Raw genomic sequence first — 18120 nt, forward strand, 5'->3', positions numbered from 1 at the left:
ACCGTATGGGGGATTTTACCCTACATCACAGAAAGAACGCACCGGCAGACCGGATTGACGCCGCCCGGCAATGTCTCGCCAGCCAGGGGTCCCATGACCCGATTCTTCGGCTCCACGATTCTTACGAGATCGCCTTTTATCCCAAGCAGCTCTCCGCCACATCAAATGTCATCACCACGGACAACGGCGATTTTTGCGGATCGTCCGGCACTTTTATTTATAACGGGCAAATGGGGCCTTCGGCGCTGAAAGCCTTGCTAAACGATTTTTCGCCGGAAAAATACCGCCCCGGCGATTACAACGGCATTTTCACAGTGATTCTCCAGAAAGCCGGCCGGCTTTTTCTGCTCACCGATCCTCTGGGCGGCAACCGGGTCTATCAGAATAGCGACGCCAGCTTCTGGTCCTCCTCCTTCCTCGCCGCCGCAACGGCCAGTCAGAAACTTACCCCAAATCCCCAGGCCATCTATGAATATGCCTTTCAGGAGACCACCTACGGCCAGGATACGGTGTTTCACGAGGTCACCAGTCTCGACGCCCAGCGCCTGTTTGAATTTACCCCGGACGGGCTCAAAGCGCTGCCGAAACCCCTCTCCCTGCAGTTTGACACCAGCCCCCGCCCGACAGCCGATCTGGTGGAGGAAACCGCCGAGATGCTGAAAGCCAGCGTCCGGCCTGTGGCGCAGACCTATGGCGACCGGATTCGCACCGCCCTGTCCGGCGGCTATGATTCGCGTCTTATGCTGGCATTATTGCAGGAAGCCGGCGTCACGCCGGGGGTCTATGTCTACGGTCCGCCGGACAGCCTCGATGTACAGGTTGCCCGCACCATTGCCGCCGGCGAAGGCTTCCCGCTCGACCATACCGACAAGAGCACCCACCTCACCCCGCCACCGGAAGTGTATCCTGACGTGGTGCAGGATAATTTTTTTGCGCTGGATGGCCTGCCCGGTGAGAGTATCTTCGATTTCGGCGCCAATATGGCGACCCGGCGGGCCCGCGCCGGCGGCCAACATATGATCTTTAATGGCGGCGGCGGCGAAATCTTCCGCAATTTCTTCTATCTGCCCGAACATCCGCTTACCGGCGGCCGCTTCACCGTCAGCGACCTGATCAACAGTTTTTACAGCCGTTATCGCCCCTGCATTGGTGGCCCGGCTTTTAAAGAAGCCGATTATCGCGCCGCTCTGCACGATAAAATTCAAACCGCCCTCGGGGCCACCTGCAATAAACTCAGCCGGGCCCAGGTGGAATATGCCTATCCCGCCTTCCGGCTGCGCTACTGGACCTGCCGCGACAATAACAACAACAGTCGCCTTGGTGATTACCTGACGCCGTTTATTTCGCACCAGATGATCCAGCAGGCCCTGCGCCTGCCGCGCGCACCGAAGAATCACGGCTACTTTCAGGCGGCGCTCATCAAAGCGATCAGCCCCGCCCTCGCCGCCTATCCTTCCGATTATGGCTATGCCTTTGATCAGCCGGTGCCGACAAAAACCAAATTCAAAAATCTGCTGACCTATTATCGCCCGACCAGTTTGCGGCGCTATAGCTACGCGCTTCAGCACCGGATGGCCGACGTTACCATCCCGGCCACCCTGAACCCCGCTTATCTCCGGGACATTTTCCCTGATGACCTGCGTTATATGCAGGATTATTTCACCATGGATCAGGTCAAGGATCCGGGCCTGCGCGCCCGAATCCTCAGTATGGAATATCTCTTCTCACATTTTGCGCTCTAAAAGAAGCTATAGGGATCGATATCGACCTGCAGGCTGACGCCGCGTTCCAGTGGGCATTTATCGAGCCAGCCGGCCATGATTTTCTGAAGCCGTACCGCTTTGTCCGCCTTGATCAGCAGACGAAAGCGATTCTTGCCGCGCAGGTAAGCCATGGGGGCCGGCACCGGGCCAAGCACCGTCAGGCCCGCATCCTTCGGCGCCAGGGCGGCGATGCGCCGGGCGCTCTTGGCCACGCCGTTGAAATCCGCGCCCGAGACAATGATCGCCGCCAGCTTGCCAAAAGGCGGCAAATTCTGCTGCTCCCGCGCATGGGCTTCCTGTTCGAGGAACGCCTGACTGTCGCCGGACAGCAACGCCTGCAGCACCGGATGTTCAGGACTATAGCTCTGCAGCAGCACCCGGCCCGGATGTTCCGCCCGCCCTGCCCTGCCCGCCACCTGTTCAAGCTGCTGCCAGGTGCGTTCCGCTGCTCTGGGGTCCCCACCGCCCAGCCCGAGGTCCGCATCGACCACCCCGACCAGGGTCAGCAGGGGAAAGTGATAGCCCTTGGTGACGATCTGGGTGCCGACGATAAAATCGACCTCGTGATCTTCGATCGCGCGAATCACGGCCCGCAATTCCGCCGGTGAGGCAATCTCGTCACTGGCGAGCAGCGCGATGCGGCCTTCCGGGAACAGATCCTGCAATTCTTCCGCCACCCGCTCCACCCCCGGTCCGCAGGCGACCATGGCGCCTTCCGCCTTGCATTCGGGGCAGCTGTCCGGCGTGCGGCAATTATAGCCACAATGATGACAGGTCAGACGTGCGCCCTTTTTATGTTCCACCAGCCAGGCCGAACAATGGGGACATTCCATGCGATGACCGCAGCTGCGGCATAGGGTCAGCGGGGCATAACCGCGCCGGTTAAGATAGAGCAATGACTGCTCCCCCCGCGCCAGATTTTCCGCCAGCGCATCGCGCAAGGGGTCCGACAGCCAGATGCCGCTCGCGAGCTTATGCTGGCGCAGATCAATCGCCGTCATATCGGGCAGCACCGCCGGGCCGTGACGCTCGCCCATATAAAGCCAGTCATATTTCTCGGCCTGAGCATTGAGCAGGGTTTCCAGCGACGGCGTCGCCGAGGCCAGCACCACCGGACACTGTCCCTGCATCGCCCGCACCACCGCCATGTCGCGGCCATGATACATCACGCCGTCTTCCTGTTTGAAGGTGGGGGAATGTTCCTCATCCACCACAATCAGCCGCAGGTCCTGAAACGGCAGGAACAACGCCGAACGCGCCCCGACAATCACCCGTGCACGAAATTTTTCATCCCGTTCCGCCACCGCCCACCAGGCGCGGCGGCGCTGCACCGGGGTCAGTTCCGAATGCCAGACCACCGGCTCCGCCCCGAATCGCGTCTGAAAGCGATCGAGCCACTGGGCGGTCAGGGCGATTTCCGGCACCAGCACCAGCACCTGCCCGCCGGGCTTCTCCAAAGCTTCGGCCACCGCCTCGAAATAGACCTCCGTCTTGCCCGACCCCGTGATGCCCTCTAGCAGCACCGGACCGAAACTGTGGGCTTTCACCAGGCCGCGCAGATGATCCCCCGCCTCCTGCTGATCCGGCGACAGGCGCGGGGCTGGCAGGGACAGGTCCGGCGCGGGATAGGGGGCGTCGCCCTTGACCTCGACCGCGACCATCTGACCAGCCTTAACCATGCCGCGCACGACGCCTTCGCCCACCGCCGCCAGTTCGGCCCAGTCCTTTAAAGTCATCGGCATGTCCCCCAGCGCCGCATCCACCACCGCCCGGCGGCCTTCGGTGAGTTTTTCCGGCAGCGCCGCCGTCAGACGATAGAGGGTCTTGATCTTGGCCTTGTCGAACATCCGCGGTACGCTGACCGCCATTTTCAGCACCGCGCCCAGAGGCGCCAGACTATAGCTCGCCACCCAGTCGATAAATTTCAGCAGGCTTTCCGGCAGGGGCGGCAGATCAAGGCGGTCATAGACCGGTTTCAGCTTGGCCGCCGGCACATCGGTTTCCGGCGGCGCGATATCCCAGACCACCCCCTGCAAAACCCGACTGCCCAGCGGCACAGAGACGAAGTCCCCGCGCCGCACCAGAAGATCCCCCGCACCCGACATCAGATCGCCTTCCACCAGATAGTCGAAGGGCCCAGCGAGCGGCAAAGGCAACAAGACCTGAATGCGTTTGGACGGAAACAAGGCTGACAAAATCAATTCCACCTGCAGTTTGAGACGGCATTATGACGCGTGCGCCCCATGATGCCATAATTTAAGACTGTTATTTTTCGCCACTATATTATAAAACGGACCACAAGCAATATCCCTTTGCGGCAACAGGCCCTGCGGGATGATTTTTTATAAGTGAAAGGTTGGAACATGAAGTTCTTTTTGGATACGGCGGAAATTGACGAGATTCGGGAAATGGCGGCCACAGGGCTTGTGGACGGGGTGACCACCAATCCGTCGCTGATCCTGAAATCCGGCCGCGATTATTTTGAAGTCACCAAGGAAATCTGTGATCTAATCGATGGCCCGGTCAGCGCGGAAGTTGCCGCCACCGATTACGACGGCATGCTGCGCGAAGCCGCCCATATCTATGACATCGCCGACAATATCGCCCTGAAAGTGCCGCTGACCGTTGATGGTTTGCGCGCCTGTAAACATTTCACCGATCAGGGCAAGATGGTCAATGTCACCCTGTGTTTCTCTTCTGCCCAGGCGCTGCTCGCCGCCAAAGCCGGTGCGACCTTCATTTCCCCCTTCGTCGGACGTCATGACGATGTCGGCTTCGACGGCATGCAGTTGATCGAAGACATCCGGCTGATCTATGATAACTATCAGTTCGCCACCCAGATTCTGGTCGCCAGCACCCGCCATCCGATCCATATCGTCGAAAGCGCCCGCATCGGCGCCGATGTGGTGACCCTGCCGGCCAAAGTATTGCGCCAGATGTTCAATCATCCGCTGACAGCCAATGGGCTCGCGGCTTTTGTCTCCGACTGGGAAAAAACCGGCCAGACGATTGCCAAATAATCTCTGCCTGCAGGCTTTAAAATAATGACAATTTAATGTTAAGATAATTCAAAAGAGGGGTTGCGATAACCAAATCGTAATCCCTTTTTTGCTAGAATGGTTTCAACAATCGATAAGCCGCCAACAGCAGGACGAAAAACACGTGTCAGACAAGGCCAAAACCACTCAGAAAGCCAGCACCGTCAAAGCCCCCCGTGCATTAACTGAAGACGAGGTGCGCCAGTATCTTGTCGCCCACCCGGCCTTCTTTGATCACAATAAAGACCTGTTGGCGCTGCTCAAGCCCGAACGCGCCCCGCGCGCCGACGGCATCGTCGACTTTCAGGCCGTGCTTCTCGACCGACTGCAAAGCGAAATCGCCGAACTTAGCGATGTGCAAGGCTCCCTCATTCACGCCTCACGTAGTAACATGACCACCCAGGCCCGGATTCACGATGCCGTACTGGCGCTGCTGGAAGCCGAAAGCCTTGATCATCTCTGCCATATGGTCAGTCAGGACTGGGTCGATATGCTGCAGGTCGACAGCATCAGCATCTGTTTCGAGCAGGGCCGGAATCTGCCGGAAAACAGCAATATTCGCCGCCTGTCGGCGGGCATGGTCGATGACCTTCTCGGGATCGATCAGGACGCCACCCTGCGCGGCGACATCAGCGCCAATGGCGATATTTTCGGCCCGGCAACGCCCCTGATCAAGGCAGAAGCCCTGATCCGCCTACCTGAAAGCGACCTGACCCCGGCCGGGCTCCTGGCCTTCGGCAGCCGCGACGAAGCCTTCTTCACCCCCGGACAGGGCACCGAACTCCTGCGCTTTCTCCAGGCCGCCTTTCAGGCCCGCCTGATTCATTTTCTCGACTAAACAGCCTCTCTGTTGTTATAGTCGGCGCATGACACAACAGGCCCCCGAATTTCATCTGACCTATCCGGCGCTGCGCCCGCTGTTCGAGCGCTGGCTAGACTACTTACGGGTTGAACGGCGGGTTTCCGATCATACCGCGGCCGCCTATCAGCGCGATGTCCACAGCTTTTTTCTGTTCCTAGCCAACCATTTGGGCCACGCCCCGGCCCCCCGGGATCTCAAAACCCTTACCCCGGTCGATTTCAGGGCCTACCTCGCCAAACGCCGCCGCGACGGCCTGACCGCCGCCTCGCTCGCCCGCAATTTGAGCGCCGTCCGGGCCCTGTTTAAATTTTTGCGTCAGAACGCCATTCTCGAAAATGACGCGATCGACGCCATCAGCGCCCCGAAACTACCCCGCCGTCTGCCGCGCCCGATTCCCGAGGACAAGGCGCGGGACAGCCTCGCCCATGCCGGCGATTTCGCCCCGGAGGGCTGGATCGGCGACCGGGATATCGCGGTGCTCACCCTGCTCTATGGTGGAGGCTTGCGGATTTCGGAGGCTCTGGGGCTCAATGGCCGCGACTGGCCCGAACCGGGCGCCAATGGCGATATGCTGACCGTGCGCGGCAAACGCAACAAGGAACGGCTGGTGCCGTTGTTGCCGGTGGTGACGCAGGCGGTCGAGGCCTATCGCCGCAGTTGCCCCTATGGCCTTCTCCCCGACGGGCCGTTATTCGTCGGCGCCCGCGGCGGCCGCCTCAATGCCCGCATGATACAGCTTTCAATGGAAAGACTGCGCGCCCGTCTTGGCCTGCCGCCGTCCGCCACCCCCCACGCCCTGCGCCACAGTTTCGCCACCCATTTGCTGACCAAGGGCGGCGATCTGCGTACGATACAAGAATTGCTCGGCCATGCGTCTCTGGCCACCACCCAGCATTACACCGAGGTGGACACCGCCTATCTGATGGATGTCTATCGCAACGCCCACCCGCGAGCGCGGGAAGAGTGACGGGCCAAAAGAAAAGCGTCATCCCCTGAGGCCCCCAAAGAAAGATGGTTTCCATCCTGCAATGGAATGACGAGGAAGGGGGCCCTGCATAAAAGGACACCCAATATTATCTGAAAAGAGTTACTATTTTTCTCCGGCCATTTCGATGAAGGCTCTATGGGTTTCTCGATAAGACGGCCGTTGCCGGATACGCGCTACATAGGCTGCAACCTTGGGGGATGCATCGATCAAACTAAAGGCCATTGAGAAGTCCAGCAGGCCGCCAAAAACGACGTCAGCAGCGGTGAATTGCGCACCAAGCGCCCACCCGGTTTCGGGGGTCATGGCTTCTACAGTTGCCAAGACCCGAGGCATATCTCCCCATCCAGCCGATCTGGGATCGGGGTGCTCTAGGCCAGAAGCTGCGAGAGAAAATGCGGGCTCAATTGTGTTGCCTGCGACAAACAGATAGCGGTAATAAGCCCCCCGATCAACAGAACCTATGGCAGGGGCAAGCCTCTTTTCCGGAAACTTGTCAGCGAGATATGCGCAGATGGCAGCCACCTCCGTCACCACTGTTTCCCCATCCACAAGGACAGGCAGCTTACCCATCGGATTGATTTTCCGAAAGTCCGGCAAACTCTTCTCGTCCGTTGTAAAGTCGATGATGATTTGCTCGTGCGGCGCATCAAGTTCTTTGAGCATCCAGTCAGTCGTGACTGCCCTGCTCATTGGATTAAAGTAGTGCTTCATGTTTAGAGGTCCTCATAGCCAAGTGGCCAGGTTGAAAGATAAATTGATGATCAGGGGCTATTTCCATTTAGCGTGAAATATTCCCGGTGGTTTGAAGTATATGGTTATTTATGCCGTTATATGGCATATTAAATTCATGACAAACACCAGCTTTGACCAACGTGCTGAGCGGCGTAACCGCCTCATCGGCCTGCTTCGATCTGAGGAACACTGGAAGACCTCAGACTTACGCGAACATCTGGGTATTAGCCAGCGTACATTGATGCGTGAGCTGGCAGAACTCAGGCTTGCCGGTTATCCCATTGAATCGGACAGGGGGCGTGGGGGTGGCATTCGTTTGAATGGCAGGTGGGGAATTGAGCGCCTGAATTTAAACCATCAGGAGGTCGTTGAATTGATCCTCTCCTTAGCGATTATGGAGTCCCTGCAATCCCCCTTGCTAACGGGCAATCTGAAAGCTATCAAGCAAAAGCTTTTCCAGGCCTTCCCTCAACAGCAGCGGAGCACCGTCAGCAATATCCGTAAACGTATAATGATTGGCGACAATGCGAAAGCAAACATAGTATCTCATTACACGCCACCGGCACGGCGAATTTCCGAGAGTCTGGCGGAATCATTTTTACAACAGAATTGCGTGGAGATAGACTATCAATCCGAGGCAGGAGAACGCACTCTTCGCGTGATTGAGGCGCAGTATATACTGCTGAATTGGCCCATATGGTATATCATCGCCTGGGATCACCTTCGGTTGTCATCCCGTGTGTTCCGAATTGATCGCATTAAGAAGGCGCGACTTGTTGACAGCCGCTTCCAACTTCGCCCAAAAAATATGTTCACAGATATGTACATGCCGTTTTATCAAACAATTTAGGCATAGCCGCTCTAGACATGCTTCCGGGCCTCAAAGGCGAGCTCTACATCAGATCGTCAAATGCTGCGGTGCTTTTGGTCAGGGCGGCCGTGGCGCCTTTCATGACATCCTGAAAAGACAGCATGCCGGCGTTCCATGACGCGATATAATCCAGCCCTTCCTGCAGACCGTGATCGCGGGTATGGTTGAGCATCACCTTGGTGCCACTGACCGCCAGAGGAGATTTTGCGGCGATGGTGGCGGCAATCTGTTTGACATGGGCGAGCAAGGCTTCATGATCCTCCGCCACATGAGTGACATACCCCGTCGCGAAAGCTTCATCGGCATGATATTTGCGGCCGGTATAGGCCAGTTCGCGCATCAGGCCGTCCGGGATCTGGCGCGGCATGCGCTGCAGGGTGCCGACATCGGCGACCATGCCGATATTGACTTCCTGAATGATAAAGTAAGCGTCCGCAGAGGCATAGCGCATGTCACAGGCCGAGACCAGATCGACCCCGGCGCCGAAACAACCGCCCTGAACCGCCGCCAGTACCGGCACCCGGCAGTTGTCAATCGCTTCAAAGGCACCTTGCAGATATTTGATCTTGCGCCGCATCATATCCATCGCCCGGGCCGGGTCGGCGTCCTGCGGCGGCAGCAGCGACTGGAGATAACCGAGATCGATCCCGGCGGTGAAATGTTTGCCGGTGGAGGCGATGATCGCCACCCGCACATCCGGATCGTCATTGATCTGACGAAAGACCTCGCCGCACTCGTCCCAGAAATCCGCCCCCATGGCGTTGATCTTCTCCGGCTTGTTGAGGGTGACAACCGCCACATGATCCGCGATTTCCAGAGATAAGGATTGATAGTCCATGGGGCAGTCCTCCCGTAATGAGCCTGAGAAATTAAAACAGTCGTTTCAGGTCATACTGTAGGTAAAACCGGCCCGCCTCGCAAGCCTATATCCCAATAAAATAATCAGGATACCCAGATGGATCAACGGTTCGCGCAGGTCGGCCTTGACCATCATGATATTATGAACCACCGCCAATGCGCCGATGACATAAATCAGCTGGTGCAATTTTATCCATTTCTTGCCCAGGCGCCTGACCCAGCCTTTGGTCGAGGTCACCGCCAGCGGGATCAGCAACGTCGCGGCAATCATGCCGAAAGTGATCGCCGGGCGCTTGATGACATCCTTGATGATCGTCGCCCAGTCAAAGAAATGATCGAGAACCATGAAATTCACCAGATGCAGCATCACATAGAAGAAGGCATACAGTCCGATCATCCGGCGAAACTGGATTAACCGGTTCCAGCCGAACACCTGCCGGAGCGGCGTAAGCGCCAGACCGAGCAAGATCAGGCGAATCGCCCAGTCTCCGGTATATTGATTGATATATTGAATCGGATTGGCGGTCAGTGCATGATCCTGATAATCATACAGCAACCAGCCCTGCCAGAACAGCCACAGGGCCGGCAGCAGGGCCAACAGATGCACGATCGCTTTCTGATAAAACAGGGACAGGCGCATCAGTAAAATTTCTTCAAATTCATGCCGGCATAGAGATGCGCCACTTCCTCGCCGTAGCCATTGAACATCAACGTCTTGCGGCGGCGGAATTCCCCGATGCGGCGCTCGTTGGCCTGGGACCAGCGCGGGTGATCGATCTCCGGATTGACGTTGGCGTAAAAGCCATATTCGTTGGGGGCGAGCTCGTTCCAGCTGTTGCGGGGCATGCGGTCGGTGAAACTGATGCGGACAATGGATTTGATGCCTTTGAAACCGTATTTCCACGGCACCACCAGGCGCAGCGGCGCGCCATTCTGATTGGGCAGGCTCTGGCCATAAAGCCCCACCGCCATCAGGGTCAGGGGATGCATCGCCTCATCGAGCCGCAGGCCTTCGACGTAAGGCCAGTTGATCACCCGGCGGCGTTGTCCCGGCATCTGTTTGTGATCTTCCAGGGTTTCGAAGCGGATATATTTGGCTTTCGACGTGGGACCGAGCCGGGTGATGATGTCTTTCAGGGGCACCCCGACCCAGGGGATCACCATCGACCAGGCCTCGACGCAGCGCATGCGATATAGCCGTTCTTCCATGGTGTGAGGGGAAATCAGATCATCCAGACTGTACGTGCCGGGCTTGTCCACATGACCATCGACTTTCACGCTCCAGGGATCGGTGATCAGGGTATGGGCGTTTTTCGCCGGGTCATCCTTGCCGGTGCCAAACTCATAGAAATTGTTATAGGTGGTCACCGCCTTGAAAGGGGTCGGCCGTTCGTCCGTGTCATAGGCGCTGATTTTACGAACGCCTTGCAAAGCCGCAGATTGCGCGGCGGCCTTGGGGACGGCAATCCCCACAGCGGCCGTGGCGGCGACACCGGCGCCGATCCGGGCAGCGTCGGCCATAAAGTCGCGTCTGCCGTGATAGAGGCGTTCCGGCGTGATCTCGCTGGATTTCACATCCGAGGCTTTTAGAAATTTAAATAACATGACTCATTTTACCTTTGATTTCAGTCCCGGTAGAGATATTAGGCGAAACATATGTCGAATTCCAATAACAGCGCTTCACGTTATCGCGATAATCCGTTATCACAGGGCTTTATACGGACATGTGAGTCCAATGGTTTCGATTTTTAAGGATTATATATGGCGCCCCCTCTACTGACCATCACCGAAATGGCCCTGCGCTTTGGCGAGACTCCCCTGTTCGAAGGGCTGGAGCTGTCTATTGGCGACCGGGACCGGATCAGTCTGGTGGGCCGCAACGGCTCCGGCAAATCGACCCTGATGAAAGTCATCGCCGGACAGGTGGAAGCCGATTACGGCGAACGCTTCCTGCAGCCCGGCTGCCATGTGACCTATCTTGATCAGGAACCGGACCTCTCCGGATATGACACCCTGCATGATTATGTGGCCAGCGGCCTGAGCGAGGCGTCACAGGAGGAAACCTACCGGGTGGACATCATTCTGGAAGACATCAAGCTCGACCCGCTGCTCGACCCGACCAAACTGTCCGGTGGCGAGGGTCGGCGCGCGGCGCTGGCGCGGGCGCTGATCAGCGATGCGGATATCCTGCTGCTGGATGAGCCGACCAACCATCTCGACATTCAGACCATTCAGTGGCTGGAAGAGTCTCTGGCCGAATTTCGCGGCGGACTGGTGATCATCAGCCATGACAGGACCTTCCTCAATAATGTCACCAACACCACCTTCTGGCTCGACCGGGGCCGGGTGCGGCGGCTCGATAAAGGCTTCGCCCATTTCGAGGAATGGTCGGAAACCATCATCGAGCAGGAACGGGTCGAACGCGCCAAGCTCGACAAACTGATCGAAAAAGAAACCGACTGGTCCCATAAAGGCATCACCGCCCGGCGCAAACGCAACATGGGCCGGATGCGCAATCTCTGGGCCCTGCGCGAACAACGCGCCGACCAGATCGCCGTCACCGGACAGGCGAAACTGGGACTGGAAAGCGGCAAGGCGGCCGGCAAGAAGGTCATTGAGGCGAAAGACATCTCCAAATCCTTTAATGGCGAGGTGATTTTCGAGCCTTTCTCTCTGCGGGTCATGCGCGGCGACCGCATCGGCATCATCGGCCCTAACGGGGTCGGCAAAACCACGCTTCTGAAAGTGCTCACAGGACAACTTGCCCCCGATACCGGCACCGTCACCCACGGCACCAACCTGGAAATCACCTTCCTTGATCAAAAGCGCGCCCTGCTGGATGAAAATGCGACCCTATGGGATACGCTAAGCGACGGCGGTGATCACATCATGGTGCGTGGTCATTCAAAACATATCGTGTCTTACCTGAAAGATTTCCTGTTTGACGCGGGCCAGGTGCGCAGCCCGGTCAGTTCCCTGTCCGGCGGCGAGAAAAATCGCCTGGTGCTGGCCAAGACGCTGGCGCTGCCGACCAATTTCCTGATCCTTGATGAACCCACCAACGATCTGGATATGGACACCCTGGACCTGCTGCAGGACATGCTCGGCGAGTATGACGGCACGCTTATTCTGGTCAGCCATGACCGGGACTTCCTCGACCGGATTGTTACCTCGTCCTTGGTGCTGGAAGGCGACGGCAAGGTCCTCGAATATCCCGGCGGCTATCAGGATTACATCCGTCAACGCGCCAGCCGCAAGGCAGAAGAAGCGGCAGCGGCCGCTGCGGCAAAAAAGGCGGCGAAACCGGTGGACGCCCCGCAAAACCGGGCGGTCAAACTGAGCTACAAACACCAGCGGGCGCTGGAAAACCTGCCAAAGGAAATCGCCAAGCTGGAATCCGATATCACCAAATTTCAGATTAAACTCGGCGAGGTGGACTTTTACAGCAAGGACCCGGAGGGCTTCTCCAAGATCAACCGGGCACTGGAAGCGGCCATGGCCGATCTCGCGGCCAAGGAAGAAGAATGGCTGGAGCTTGAAATGCTGCGGGAAGAGATGAAATAAGGCCGAAATTTTTACGCCCCGCCCCTTGAATTCAATCCTTCATGTCCCATATCTAATATGTAGTTCGGGCCCTTCAATAGCTTGTCACACCTTCCTCAGATGACTATTGAACCGGACTATGTGGTGAGAGGTTTTCCCTCCCCCTTCCTCTCACAAGTGCTTATTGCACAACACTGCCCGGTTCAGAAAATGGACCGGGCCTTTTTTATGGATATCTCCTTGAGTCTGCCGCCCTGAAGGCTTAACTATAAGACAGTTTGATAAAGGATGGCTTATGGACGACGACTTTGAAATTGACGCACTGGAAGAATATCCCACTCTGGTGCTGGTGGCGCGTTTCGCCAAGCTGATCCCGCGCACTGACTGGTTCCGCTATGTAGGGGAACCGCTGGAAAAGGAAGTGGTCGAGAAATCCCGCGCCTATCTGGACGCTCTCGGCTTTCCCGAAGCCACCCCGGCAGAGGTCGAAGACTGGCAGGAAGCCGCCGCCTCTCTCGAAACCAACGACTGGAACAGCCCGTTCTGGGAAGTGGAGCAACAGTTGCTCTCTGCCTTGTCCGTGGAAATTACCGAAACCCTGGATCCCCAGTTACTGGAGATGGTGCTCGCCCATGTGACCAGCGTCGCGTCGGAATATGTCGGCGAAGGCGTTATGGCCGCGGCGGAACGCTGGGGCATGGAAGATGAAGAACTGCTCAAGGCCGCCATCGGTGAAGGCGTTCAGGCCTGCTATCAGGCGGCGTTGGTGATTGCCGCCGGGGTCGGGGACGATCATCCTTTCGCACTCAAATATCAGCTGTATGAAACCGGCTGGTGGCCGCTTGGTGTGATGGGCAACAGCTTCAATATCTTTTGAATTCACGTTTAATGATCTAGCCAAGTGTAACCTGAACCGCAGTACCACCTTTGGAACATATTTAGGTGGTATTAGTTTTATCGATTCATTTTTTTGAAGAATATGTGAAAGGCTAAAATATGAGAATGATGTATGTTTTGACGATATTTGTGTTCGGACTCAGCCATAGCCTGACCACCATACAACTATCTGAAGCATATTCCGAAAAGAGTGTTCCTGAACGCACAGAATTTGAACGAGATGGGATTCACTTTAAAAAACTTAGTGAGCTTGTATGGATGCATACAAGTTATATTCATCTTGAGAAAGGAAGCGTCGTTCCTTCTAACGGCCTCATTATCGTTGCTGAGCATGGGGCGACCCTCGTTGATACCGCCTGGAACAACGATCAAACCAAAGTAATACTGAATTGGGCCTATGAAACATTAGGAAGGCGCATAACGTCCGCTGTATTTACCCATGCGCATTCCGATAAGATGGGTGGTGTGCAAGCTCTCAAAAATTACGGTGTAGCCACCTACGCTCACCCCTTGACAAATGCTCTTGCGCCAGACCGTGGCTTGGTTTCTGCCGAATTCGATCTTCTCGTTTTGGAAAATGGAACGGCAAAAGTGTCAGGTGAGCGCGCCGCGAATGACCTTACGCTGCTATCTGTTTTTTATCCGGGCCCAGGGCATTCGGAAGACAATATAATTGTTCACGTGAAAGGAACAAATATCCTTTTTGGAGGGTGCCTTGTTCGGCCGGGTGGTGCAACATCACTGGGAAATACTTCAGATGGATCGATACCGCACTGGGACAGCAGCATTGAAAATATATCACAGCGCTTCCCAAAGGCAAATATTGTGATTCCAAGTCATGGAGTACCTGCCGGACGGGATTTGTTGTCTCTTACCATTGAGCTTGTTCGCAAAGCGAGGCAGGCTGAATAAATTTTGCGGAGATATATGGTGCGTTAAGTCATGGGTATATTGTTGGATCCTGGGGGGCGTTGTTTAAAAAGATACCAGTTGAACTTGATCCATTCAACGCGTGCCCTTAAAGTCTATCTAAATTAGTCATGTTAAGGTATTGAGGAAACGACGATGGGCAGAATCCGACTGGTGACCTGGAACATCAACAGCGTGCGCGCACGCCTCGACTCCGTTGAAAAACTGGTCGATAAATATAATCCCGACGTGATCTGTTTTCAGGAAACCAAGGTCCAGGATCATATGTTTCCGGGGAAATTCTTCCATGAACAGGGCTATAGCCATCATGCGATTGCCGGCCAGAAATCCTATAATGGCGTGGCGGTGATGTCCCGGGTACCTCTGCTGAATATTGACCGCCGCGACTGGTGCGCCAAGGGCGACGCCCGCCATGTGGAGGTCACCCTGCCCGGCAATATCCAGCTGCATAATTTCTATGTGCCCGCGGGCGGCGACGAACCCGACCCGGCGATCAATGACAAATTCGCCCATAAGCTCGATTTTCTGGATGAAATGACCGCCTGGTCCGGCGACCTGCCCAAGGATTCCCGCGCCATTCTGGTGGGAGATCTGAACATCGCCCCCTATGAAAGCGATGTCTGGTCCCATAAAAAACTGCTGAAAGTGGTCAGCCACACGCCGATCGAATGTGAAAAAATGAATACTCTGATGCAGGCCCATGACTGGTTCGATGTCATGCGTCATTTTGTGCCGGAACCTGAACGGCTCTATAGCTGGTGGTCTTATCGCGCCCGGGACTGGCGCGCCGCCGACAAGGGCCGACGTCTGGATCACGTCTGGACCAGTCCGGACCTGAAAGACAGCATGACGTCAATGGCCGTGTTGGAAGACGCCCGCGGCTGGAACAAACCGTCGGATCACGCCCCGGTCATGGTGGAAATCACTATTTAAAGCGCCCTCACCCCTCATCCAGCGGACGGGCTTCTTCCACCAGCATGATGGGAATGCCATCCCGCACCGGAAAGGCCAGCTTGGCCTTGTCACTGATCAGTTCCCCGGCCGCCTCGTCATACCGCAGTACGGTCTTGGTCAGGGGGCAGGCCAGAATTTCCAGCAACTTGGGATCAACCTTCCCGAAATTGATTTTGCCGGAAGGCTGCTTTTCTGAGGTCTTTGTATCTTGCATCTTGTTGTGTCTCTGTCTTTCGTCTGTGTCCTTACTGGACAAATTTATCCATCTGGCCCGCCTGACCGCTGGTCAGGGCAAACCCCATCAGTTTTTGCATCAGGTCAACCCGGTCTGTCAGCGGCACCGCCTCCAGCAAGGCCTGCTTTTCCGCCGGATCAAACGGGCATACCATCGCCAGGGCGTTGACCAGTTCTTCATCACAGGTCTTTTCCAGCACATCCCATTTCGGGCTCACCTCATACAGCTCCAGATAAGCCGCCGCCATATCCAGCAGCGTCTCCCGGTCGAAGGTCTCCGAATACAACGGCAGACCGCAATCCTCGTCAAAGCGATCATATCTGACCCGCAGCTGGCGAAAAGTTTGCTGCCGCGGCAGAACTTCCCCGATCACGTCATAACGGCTGAGGCCGGTGAGCAGAACCGACATACCACCATCATCGCGCTCGATCAGCTCTGAAATCATCCCGACACACCCGGTCGAATACAGCGGTCGATTGCGCGGCGCCGTCCCTCTCTGATCATCGCCTTCCTGGACATCAAAGGGGGAGATCGACGGCTGTATCATGCCGATCAGTCCGTTTTTCTCCCGCGCGTAATAGACCATATCAAGATAGCGGGGTTCGAAAATATTCAACGGCAGATGCCCCTTGGGCAGCAACAGCGCCCCGGTCAAAGGAAAGACCGGTATGGTCTCTGGCAAACGTTCCAAATCAAACATAGCCACCTCTCTTAATAAAATATCCCCCAAATCAATCCTGTCAAACGAACAGCAGACTCGACAGTTTCTTGCGCATTTTGATGGTGAACGGGTCCATCAGGCCGGCAATTTCGAAAAATTTCACCAACTGCTTACGGGCGCCGTCATCCTGCCAGCTGCGGTCCCTGCGAACGATCTCCAGCAGGTGATCCGCCGCCGCCTCCTGCGCGCCCCCGGCCCACAACACCAACGCCAGATCGAACCGCGCCTGATGATCATCGGCATTTTGCGCCAGCGCCTGTTCCAGACTGGCGGCATCGCCGAGCCCCGCTACTTGCGCCGCCGTTTCCAGCGCCGCCCGCGCCCCGAGGATCTCGGGGGCATTCTGATGCTGCTTCGGCGCACCATTGAGCACCGTCTCGGCATTCTCCAGATCATCCAGCCTGATCAGGCAGGTCGCCAACCCGGCAATGGCCAGCATGTTGTCTGGTTCAGTCTGCATCGCCTGGGAATAAAGCGCCCCGGCCGAGGCATAATCCTCCGCCGCGCAAAATTCTTCCGCCTGGGCCAGCATCTGTTCCACCGGGGAGGGTTGCATATCCGGGGCATATTTGCTGAGAAATTCCTTGACCTCGGCCTCTGTCTTCACCCCGGCGAAGGCATCGACCGGCCGTTGATTAGCGAAAACCACCGCCGTCGGCACTGACTGGATTTTCATCTGGGCCGCAAGCTGCTGGCTCTGATCAAAGTTAAGCTTCACCATATGGAGAGCCCCGGCCGCCTGGGTAATCATTTTTTCCAGTAATGGGGTCAGCTGTGCACAGTTTTCCGACCAGTCGGCCCAGAAATACACCAGCACCGGCACCGTCATGGACCGCTCAATCACATCCGCCATAAAGCTGTTCATATCGCCGTCATGGATAACCGGCCCCGTGGTCGAGGCGTCTGTGGTGTGATCCGTTGAGGATGGTCCGGCAAAGTCCTGCATCATTATTCCTTATATTGAGTGTCCGGGGCGCACTATAAACCGAAATGGCCTACAGATCAAAACAACAGACCGATCATCCGTCGATATTTTATCGTCACATCCGGGTTATAAACGGGCAAAATCGACCGTCACCGGATCGAAACCGCAGTGGCGGATAAATTTCACCAGGTCTGTAGATGATATGGTGGTGGTCGCTCCATTATGCAACGGGTGATAATTCAAAAGCGCCTGCGTCATCATTTCCTGATCCAGCACCACTGTCAGTTCCTGCTGATGGTTCCGGGCATTGATCAGCGCGAACGGTGTTACGGCGCCGGGGGTCACGCCGAGCATTTTCTCCATCGCTGCAGCCGACGCGAAACTGAGCCGTTTTACCGGCAGCAGGCCGGATTTGAACAGGCCGGCCATATCCAGTTGTCGGGTTTCTCCCATCACCACAAGCAGATAGTGACCCGCCTTGTCTTTCAGAAAAAGGCTCTTGCAATGACCGCCGGCGATGCTGCCGCGCCGGGCCTGACTTTCGGCAACGGTATGCAGCGGCGGGTGACGGTGGGTTTCGGTCTTGATTCCCAGTTCCGCCAGACAGTCGAACAATTTTTTTTCCCGATGCGGCATGAAGGCTCCTGTGGTCTTGCAAACGAAGAGGGTATTATATGGCACGAAACCTCATGTTTTTAGCGAAAAAAACCGGCGGTGCAAACAAATGATATTTTTTTTAATTTCCCCTTGATTTTGCATTCGGAACAGCTATTATCCGCCGCACAGTCACCAACGTGGCTTAC

General features: G+C 56.4%; 18 protein-coding genes. 9 read left to right on the forward strand and 9 right to left on the reverse strand.

The window, feature by feature from the left end:
- Window positions 1-5 precede the first annotated feature (5 nt).
- A complete protein-coding gene (locus FIV45_RS15745) occupies window positions 6-1742 on the forward strand; it encodes an asparagine synthetase B family protein (protein ID WP_099473313.1) in 1737 nt (578 codons plus the stop codon).
- Here FIV45_RS15745 and FIV45_RS15750 read toward each other — a convergent pair.
- Window positions 1739-3958, reverse strand: a complete 2220-nt coding sequence (locus tag FIV45_RS15750) for a primosomal protein N' (protein WP_204602218.1) — start codon at window positions 3956-3958, stop codon at window positions 1739-1741. The genes FIV45_RS15745 and FIV45_RS15750 overlap by 4 nt on opposite strands.
- Window positions 3959-4126: 168 nt before the next feature.
- Between FIV45_RS15750 and fsa the strand changes: the two genes are divergently transcribed.
- From fsa to FIV45_RS15765, 3 genes are all read left to right on the forward strand, one after another.
- A complete protein-coding gene (gene fsa / locus FIV45_RS15755; RefSeq protein WP_099473316.1) occupies window positions 4127-4783 on the forward strand; it encodes a fructose-6-phosphate aldolase in 657 nt (218 codons plus the stop codon).
- A gap of 142 nt (window positions 4784-4925) precedes the next feature.
- On the forward strand, window positions 4926-5639 hold the full coding sequence (locus FIV45_RS15760; RefSeq protein ID WP_165777025.1) for a DUF484 family protein: 714 nt from the start codon (window positions 4926-4928) through the stop codon (window positions 5637-5639).
- A 28-nt stretch (window positions 5640-5667) separates the two neighbouring features.
- Window positions 5668-6630 carry a tyrosine recombinase XerC gene (locus tag FIV45_RS15765; RefSeq protein ID WP_099473320.1) on the forward strand — a complete coding sequence of 321 codons (963 nt, stop codon included), beginning with the start codon at window positions 5668-5670 and terminating at the stop codon, window positions 6628-6630.
- Window positions 6631-6753: 123 nt separating this feature from the next.
- On the opposite strand, the gene FIV45_RS15770 is transcribed toward FIV45_RS15765, so the two are convergent.
- Entirely contained in the window at window positions 6754-7362 is a 609-nt protein-coding gene (locus FIV45_RS15770; protein WP_099473322.1) for a glutathione S-transferase family protein, read from the reverse strand.
- 136 nt (window positions 7363-7498) lie between these two features.
- Here FIV45_RS15770 and FIV45_RS15775 point away from each other — a divergent pair, with 136 nt between their 5' ends.
- Window positions 7499-8233, forward strand: coding sequence for a helix-turn-helix transcriptional regulator (locus tag FIV45_RS15775; RefSeq protein ID WP_099473770.1), 735 nt, complete (start codon window positions 7499-7501; stop codon window positions 8231-8233).
- A 43-nt stretch (window positions 8234-8276) separates the two neighbouring features.
- Here FIV45_RS15775 and FIV45_RS15780 read toward each other — a convergent pair whose 3' ends face one another.
- The 3 genes from FIV45_RS15780 to msrP are packed head-to-tail and all read right to left on the reverse strand — an operon-like array spanning window position 8277 to window position 10717.
- The gene (locus tag FIV45_RS15780) at window positions 8277-9092 is read right to left on the reverse strand and encodes a crotonase/enoyl-CoA hydratase family protein (RefSeq protein ID WP_099473324.1); all 816 of its coding nucleotides are present in this window, start codon (window positions 9090-9092) and stop codon (window positions 8277-8279) included.
- A gap of 45 nt (window positions 9093-9137) precedes the next feature.
- Complete coding sequence (locus FIV45_RS15785; RefSeq protein WP_099473326.1) at window positions 9138-9752, reverse strand: protein-methionine-sulfoxide reductase heme-binding subunit MsrQ; 615 nt, start codon at window positions 9750-9752, stop codon at window positions 9138-9140.
- Entirely contained in the window at window positions 9752-10717 is a 966-nt protein-coding gene (msrP, locus tag FIV45_RS15790; RefSeq protein ID WP_099473328.1) for a protein-methionine-sulfoxide reductase catalytic subunit MsrP, read from the reverse strand. Before msrP ends, FIV45_RS15785 begins: the two co-directional genes overlap by 1 nt.
- Window positions 10718-10873: 156 nt before the next feature.
- Here msrP and FIV45_RS15795 point away from each other — a divergent pair, with 156 nt between their 5' ends.
- The 4 genes from FIV45_RS15795 to xth all read left to right on the forward strand — a co-directional run bounded on the left by FIV45_RS15795 (window position 10874) and on the right by xth (window position 15415).
- Window positions 10874-12676 carry an ABC-F family ATP-binding cassette domain-containing protein gene (locus tag FIV45_RS15795; RefSeq protein WP_099473329.1) on the forward strand — a complete coding sequence of 601 codons (1803 nt, stop codon included), beginning with the start codon at window positions 10874-10876 and terminating at the stop codon, window positions 12674-12676.
- A gap of 274 nt (window positions 12677-12950) precedes the next feature.
- Complete coding sequence (locus FIV45_RS15800; protein WP_099473331.1) at window positions 12951-13532, forward strand: hypothetical protein; 582 nt, start codon at window positions 12951-12953, stop codon at window positions 13530-13532.
- A gap of 119 nt (window positions 13533-13651) precedes the next feature.
- Window positions 13652-14464, forward strand: coding sequence for a subclass B1 metallo-beta-lactamase (gene bla / locus FIV45_RS15805; RefSeq protein WP_099473333.1), 813 nt, complete (start codon window positions 13652-13654; stop codon window positions 14462-14464).
- Between the two features lie 153 nt (window positions 14465-14617).
- On the forward strand, window positions 14618-15415 hold the full coding sequence (gene xth, locus FIV45_RS15810; protein WP_099473335.1) for an exodeoxyribonuclease III: 798 nt from the start codon (window positions 14618-14620) through the stop codon (window positions 15413-15415).
- A 7-nt stretch (window positions 15416-15422) separates the two neighbouring features.
- Here xth and FIV45_RS15815 read toward each other — a convergent pair whose 3' ends face one another.
- The 4 genes from FIV45_RS15815 to FIV45_RS15830 form a co-directional block, all read right to left on the reverse strand.
- Complete coding sequence (locus tag FIV45_RS15815) at window positions 15423-15650, reverse strand: Trm112 family protein (RefSeq protein WP_099473337.1); 228 nt, start codon at window positions 15648-15650, stop codon at window positions 15423-15425.
- A 31-nt stretch (window positions 15651-15681) separates the two neighbouring features.
- Window positions 15682-16371: an LON peptidase substrate-binding domain-containing protein gene (locus tag FIV45_RS15820; RefSeq protein ID WP_099473338.1), complete on the reverse strand. Its 690-nt coding sequence runs from the start codon at window positions 16369-16371 to the stop codon at window positions 15682-15684.
- A gap of 40 nt (window positions 16372-16411) precedes the next feature.
- Window positions 16412-17338, reverse strand: coding sequence for a thioredoxin family protein (locus FIV45_RS15825; protein ID WP_181040095.1), 927 nt, complete (start codon window positions 17336-17338; stop codon window positions 16412-16414).
- A 105-nt stretch (window positions 17339-17443) separates the two neighbouring features.
- A complete protein-coding gene (locus FIV45_RS15830) occupies window positions 17444-17953 on the reverse strand; it encodes a prolyl-tRNA synthetase associated domain-containing protein (protein ID WP_099473342.1) in 510 nt (169 codons plus the stop codon).
- Window positions 17954-18120: the final 167 nt, after the last annotated feature.

This window comes from Paremcibacter congregatus, assembly GCF_006385135.1.
GTDB classification, from domain to species: domain Bacteria; phylum Pseudomonadota; class Alphaproteobacteria; order Sphingomonadales; family Emcibacteraceae; genus Paremcibacter; species Paremcibacter congregatus.

Bases quoted from the DNA above. Each gene is read 5' to 3' on its own strand.
- FIV45_RS15745 (WP_099473313.1), top strand. From the start codon at position 6: ATGGGGGATTTTACCCTACATCACAGAAAGAACGCACCGGCAGACCGG.
- fsa (WP_099473316.1), top strand. From the start codon at position 4,127: ATGAAGTTCTTTTTGGATACGGCGGAAATTGACGAGATTCGGGAAATG.
- FIV45_RS15765 (WP_099473320.1), top strand. From the start codon at position 5,668: ATGACACAACAGGCCCCCGAATTTCATCTGACCTATCCGGCGCTGCGC.
- FIV45_RS15770 (WP_099473322.1), bottom strand. From the start codon at position 7,362: ATGAAGCACTACTTTAATCCAATGAGCAGGGCAGTCACGACTGACTGG.
- FIV45_RS15775 (WP_099473770.1), top strand. From the start codon at position 7,499: ATGACAAACACCAGCTTTGACCAACGTGCTGAGCGGCGTAACCGCCTC.
- FIV45_RS15780 (WP_099473324.1), bottom strand. From the start codon at position 9,092: ATGGACTATCAATCCTTATCTCTGGAAATCGCGGATCATGTGGCGGTT.
- FIV45_RS15785 (WP_099473326.1), bottom strand. From the start codon at position 9,752: ATGCGCCTGTCCCTGTTTTATCAGAAAGCGATCGTGCATCTGTTGGCC.
- msrP (WP_099473328.1), bottom strand. From the start codon at position 10,717: ATGTTATTTAAATTTCTAAAAGCCTCGGATGTGAAATCCAGCGAGATC.
- FIV45_RS15795 (WP_099473329.1), top strand. From the start codon at position 10,874: ATGGCGCCCCCTCTACTGACCATCACCGAAATGGCCCTGCGCTTTGGC.
- FIV45_RS15800 (WP_099473331.1), top strand. From the start codon at position 12,951: ATGGACGACGACTTTGAAATTGACGCACTGGAAGAATATCCCACTCTG.
- bla (WP_099473333.1), top strand. From the start codon at position 13,652: ATGAGAATGATGTATGTTTTGACGATATTTGTGTTCGGACTCAGCCAT.
- xth (WP_099473335.1), top strand. From the start codon at position 14,618: ATGGGCAGAATCCGACTGGTGACCTGGAACATCAACAGCGTGCGCGCA.
- FIV45_RS15815 (WP_099473337.1), bottom strand. From the start codon at position 15,650: ATGCAAGATACAAAGACCTCAGAAAAGCAGCCTTCCGGCAAAATCAAT.
- FIV45_RS15820 (WP_099473338.1), bottom strand. From the start codon at position 16,371: ATGTTTGATTTGGAACGTTTGCCAGAGACCATACCGGTCTTTCCTTTG.
- FIV45_RS15825 (WP_181040095.1), bottom strand. From the start codon at position 17,338: ATGCAGGACTTTGCCGGACCATCCTCAACGGATCACACCACAGACGCC.
- FIV45_RS15830 (WP_099473342.1), bottom strand. From the start codon at position 17,953: ATGCCGCATCGGGAAAAAAAATTGTTCGACTGTCTGGCGGAACTGGGA.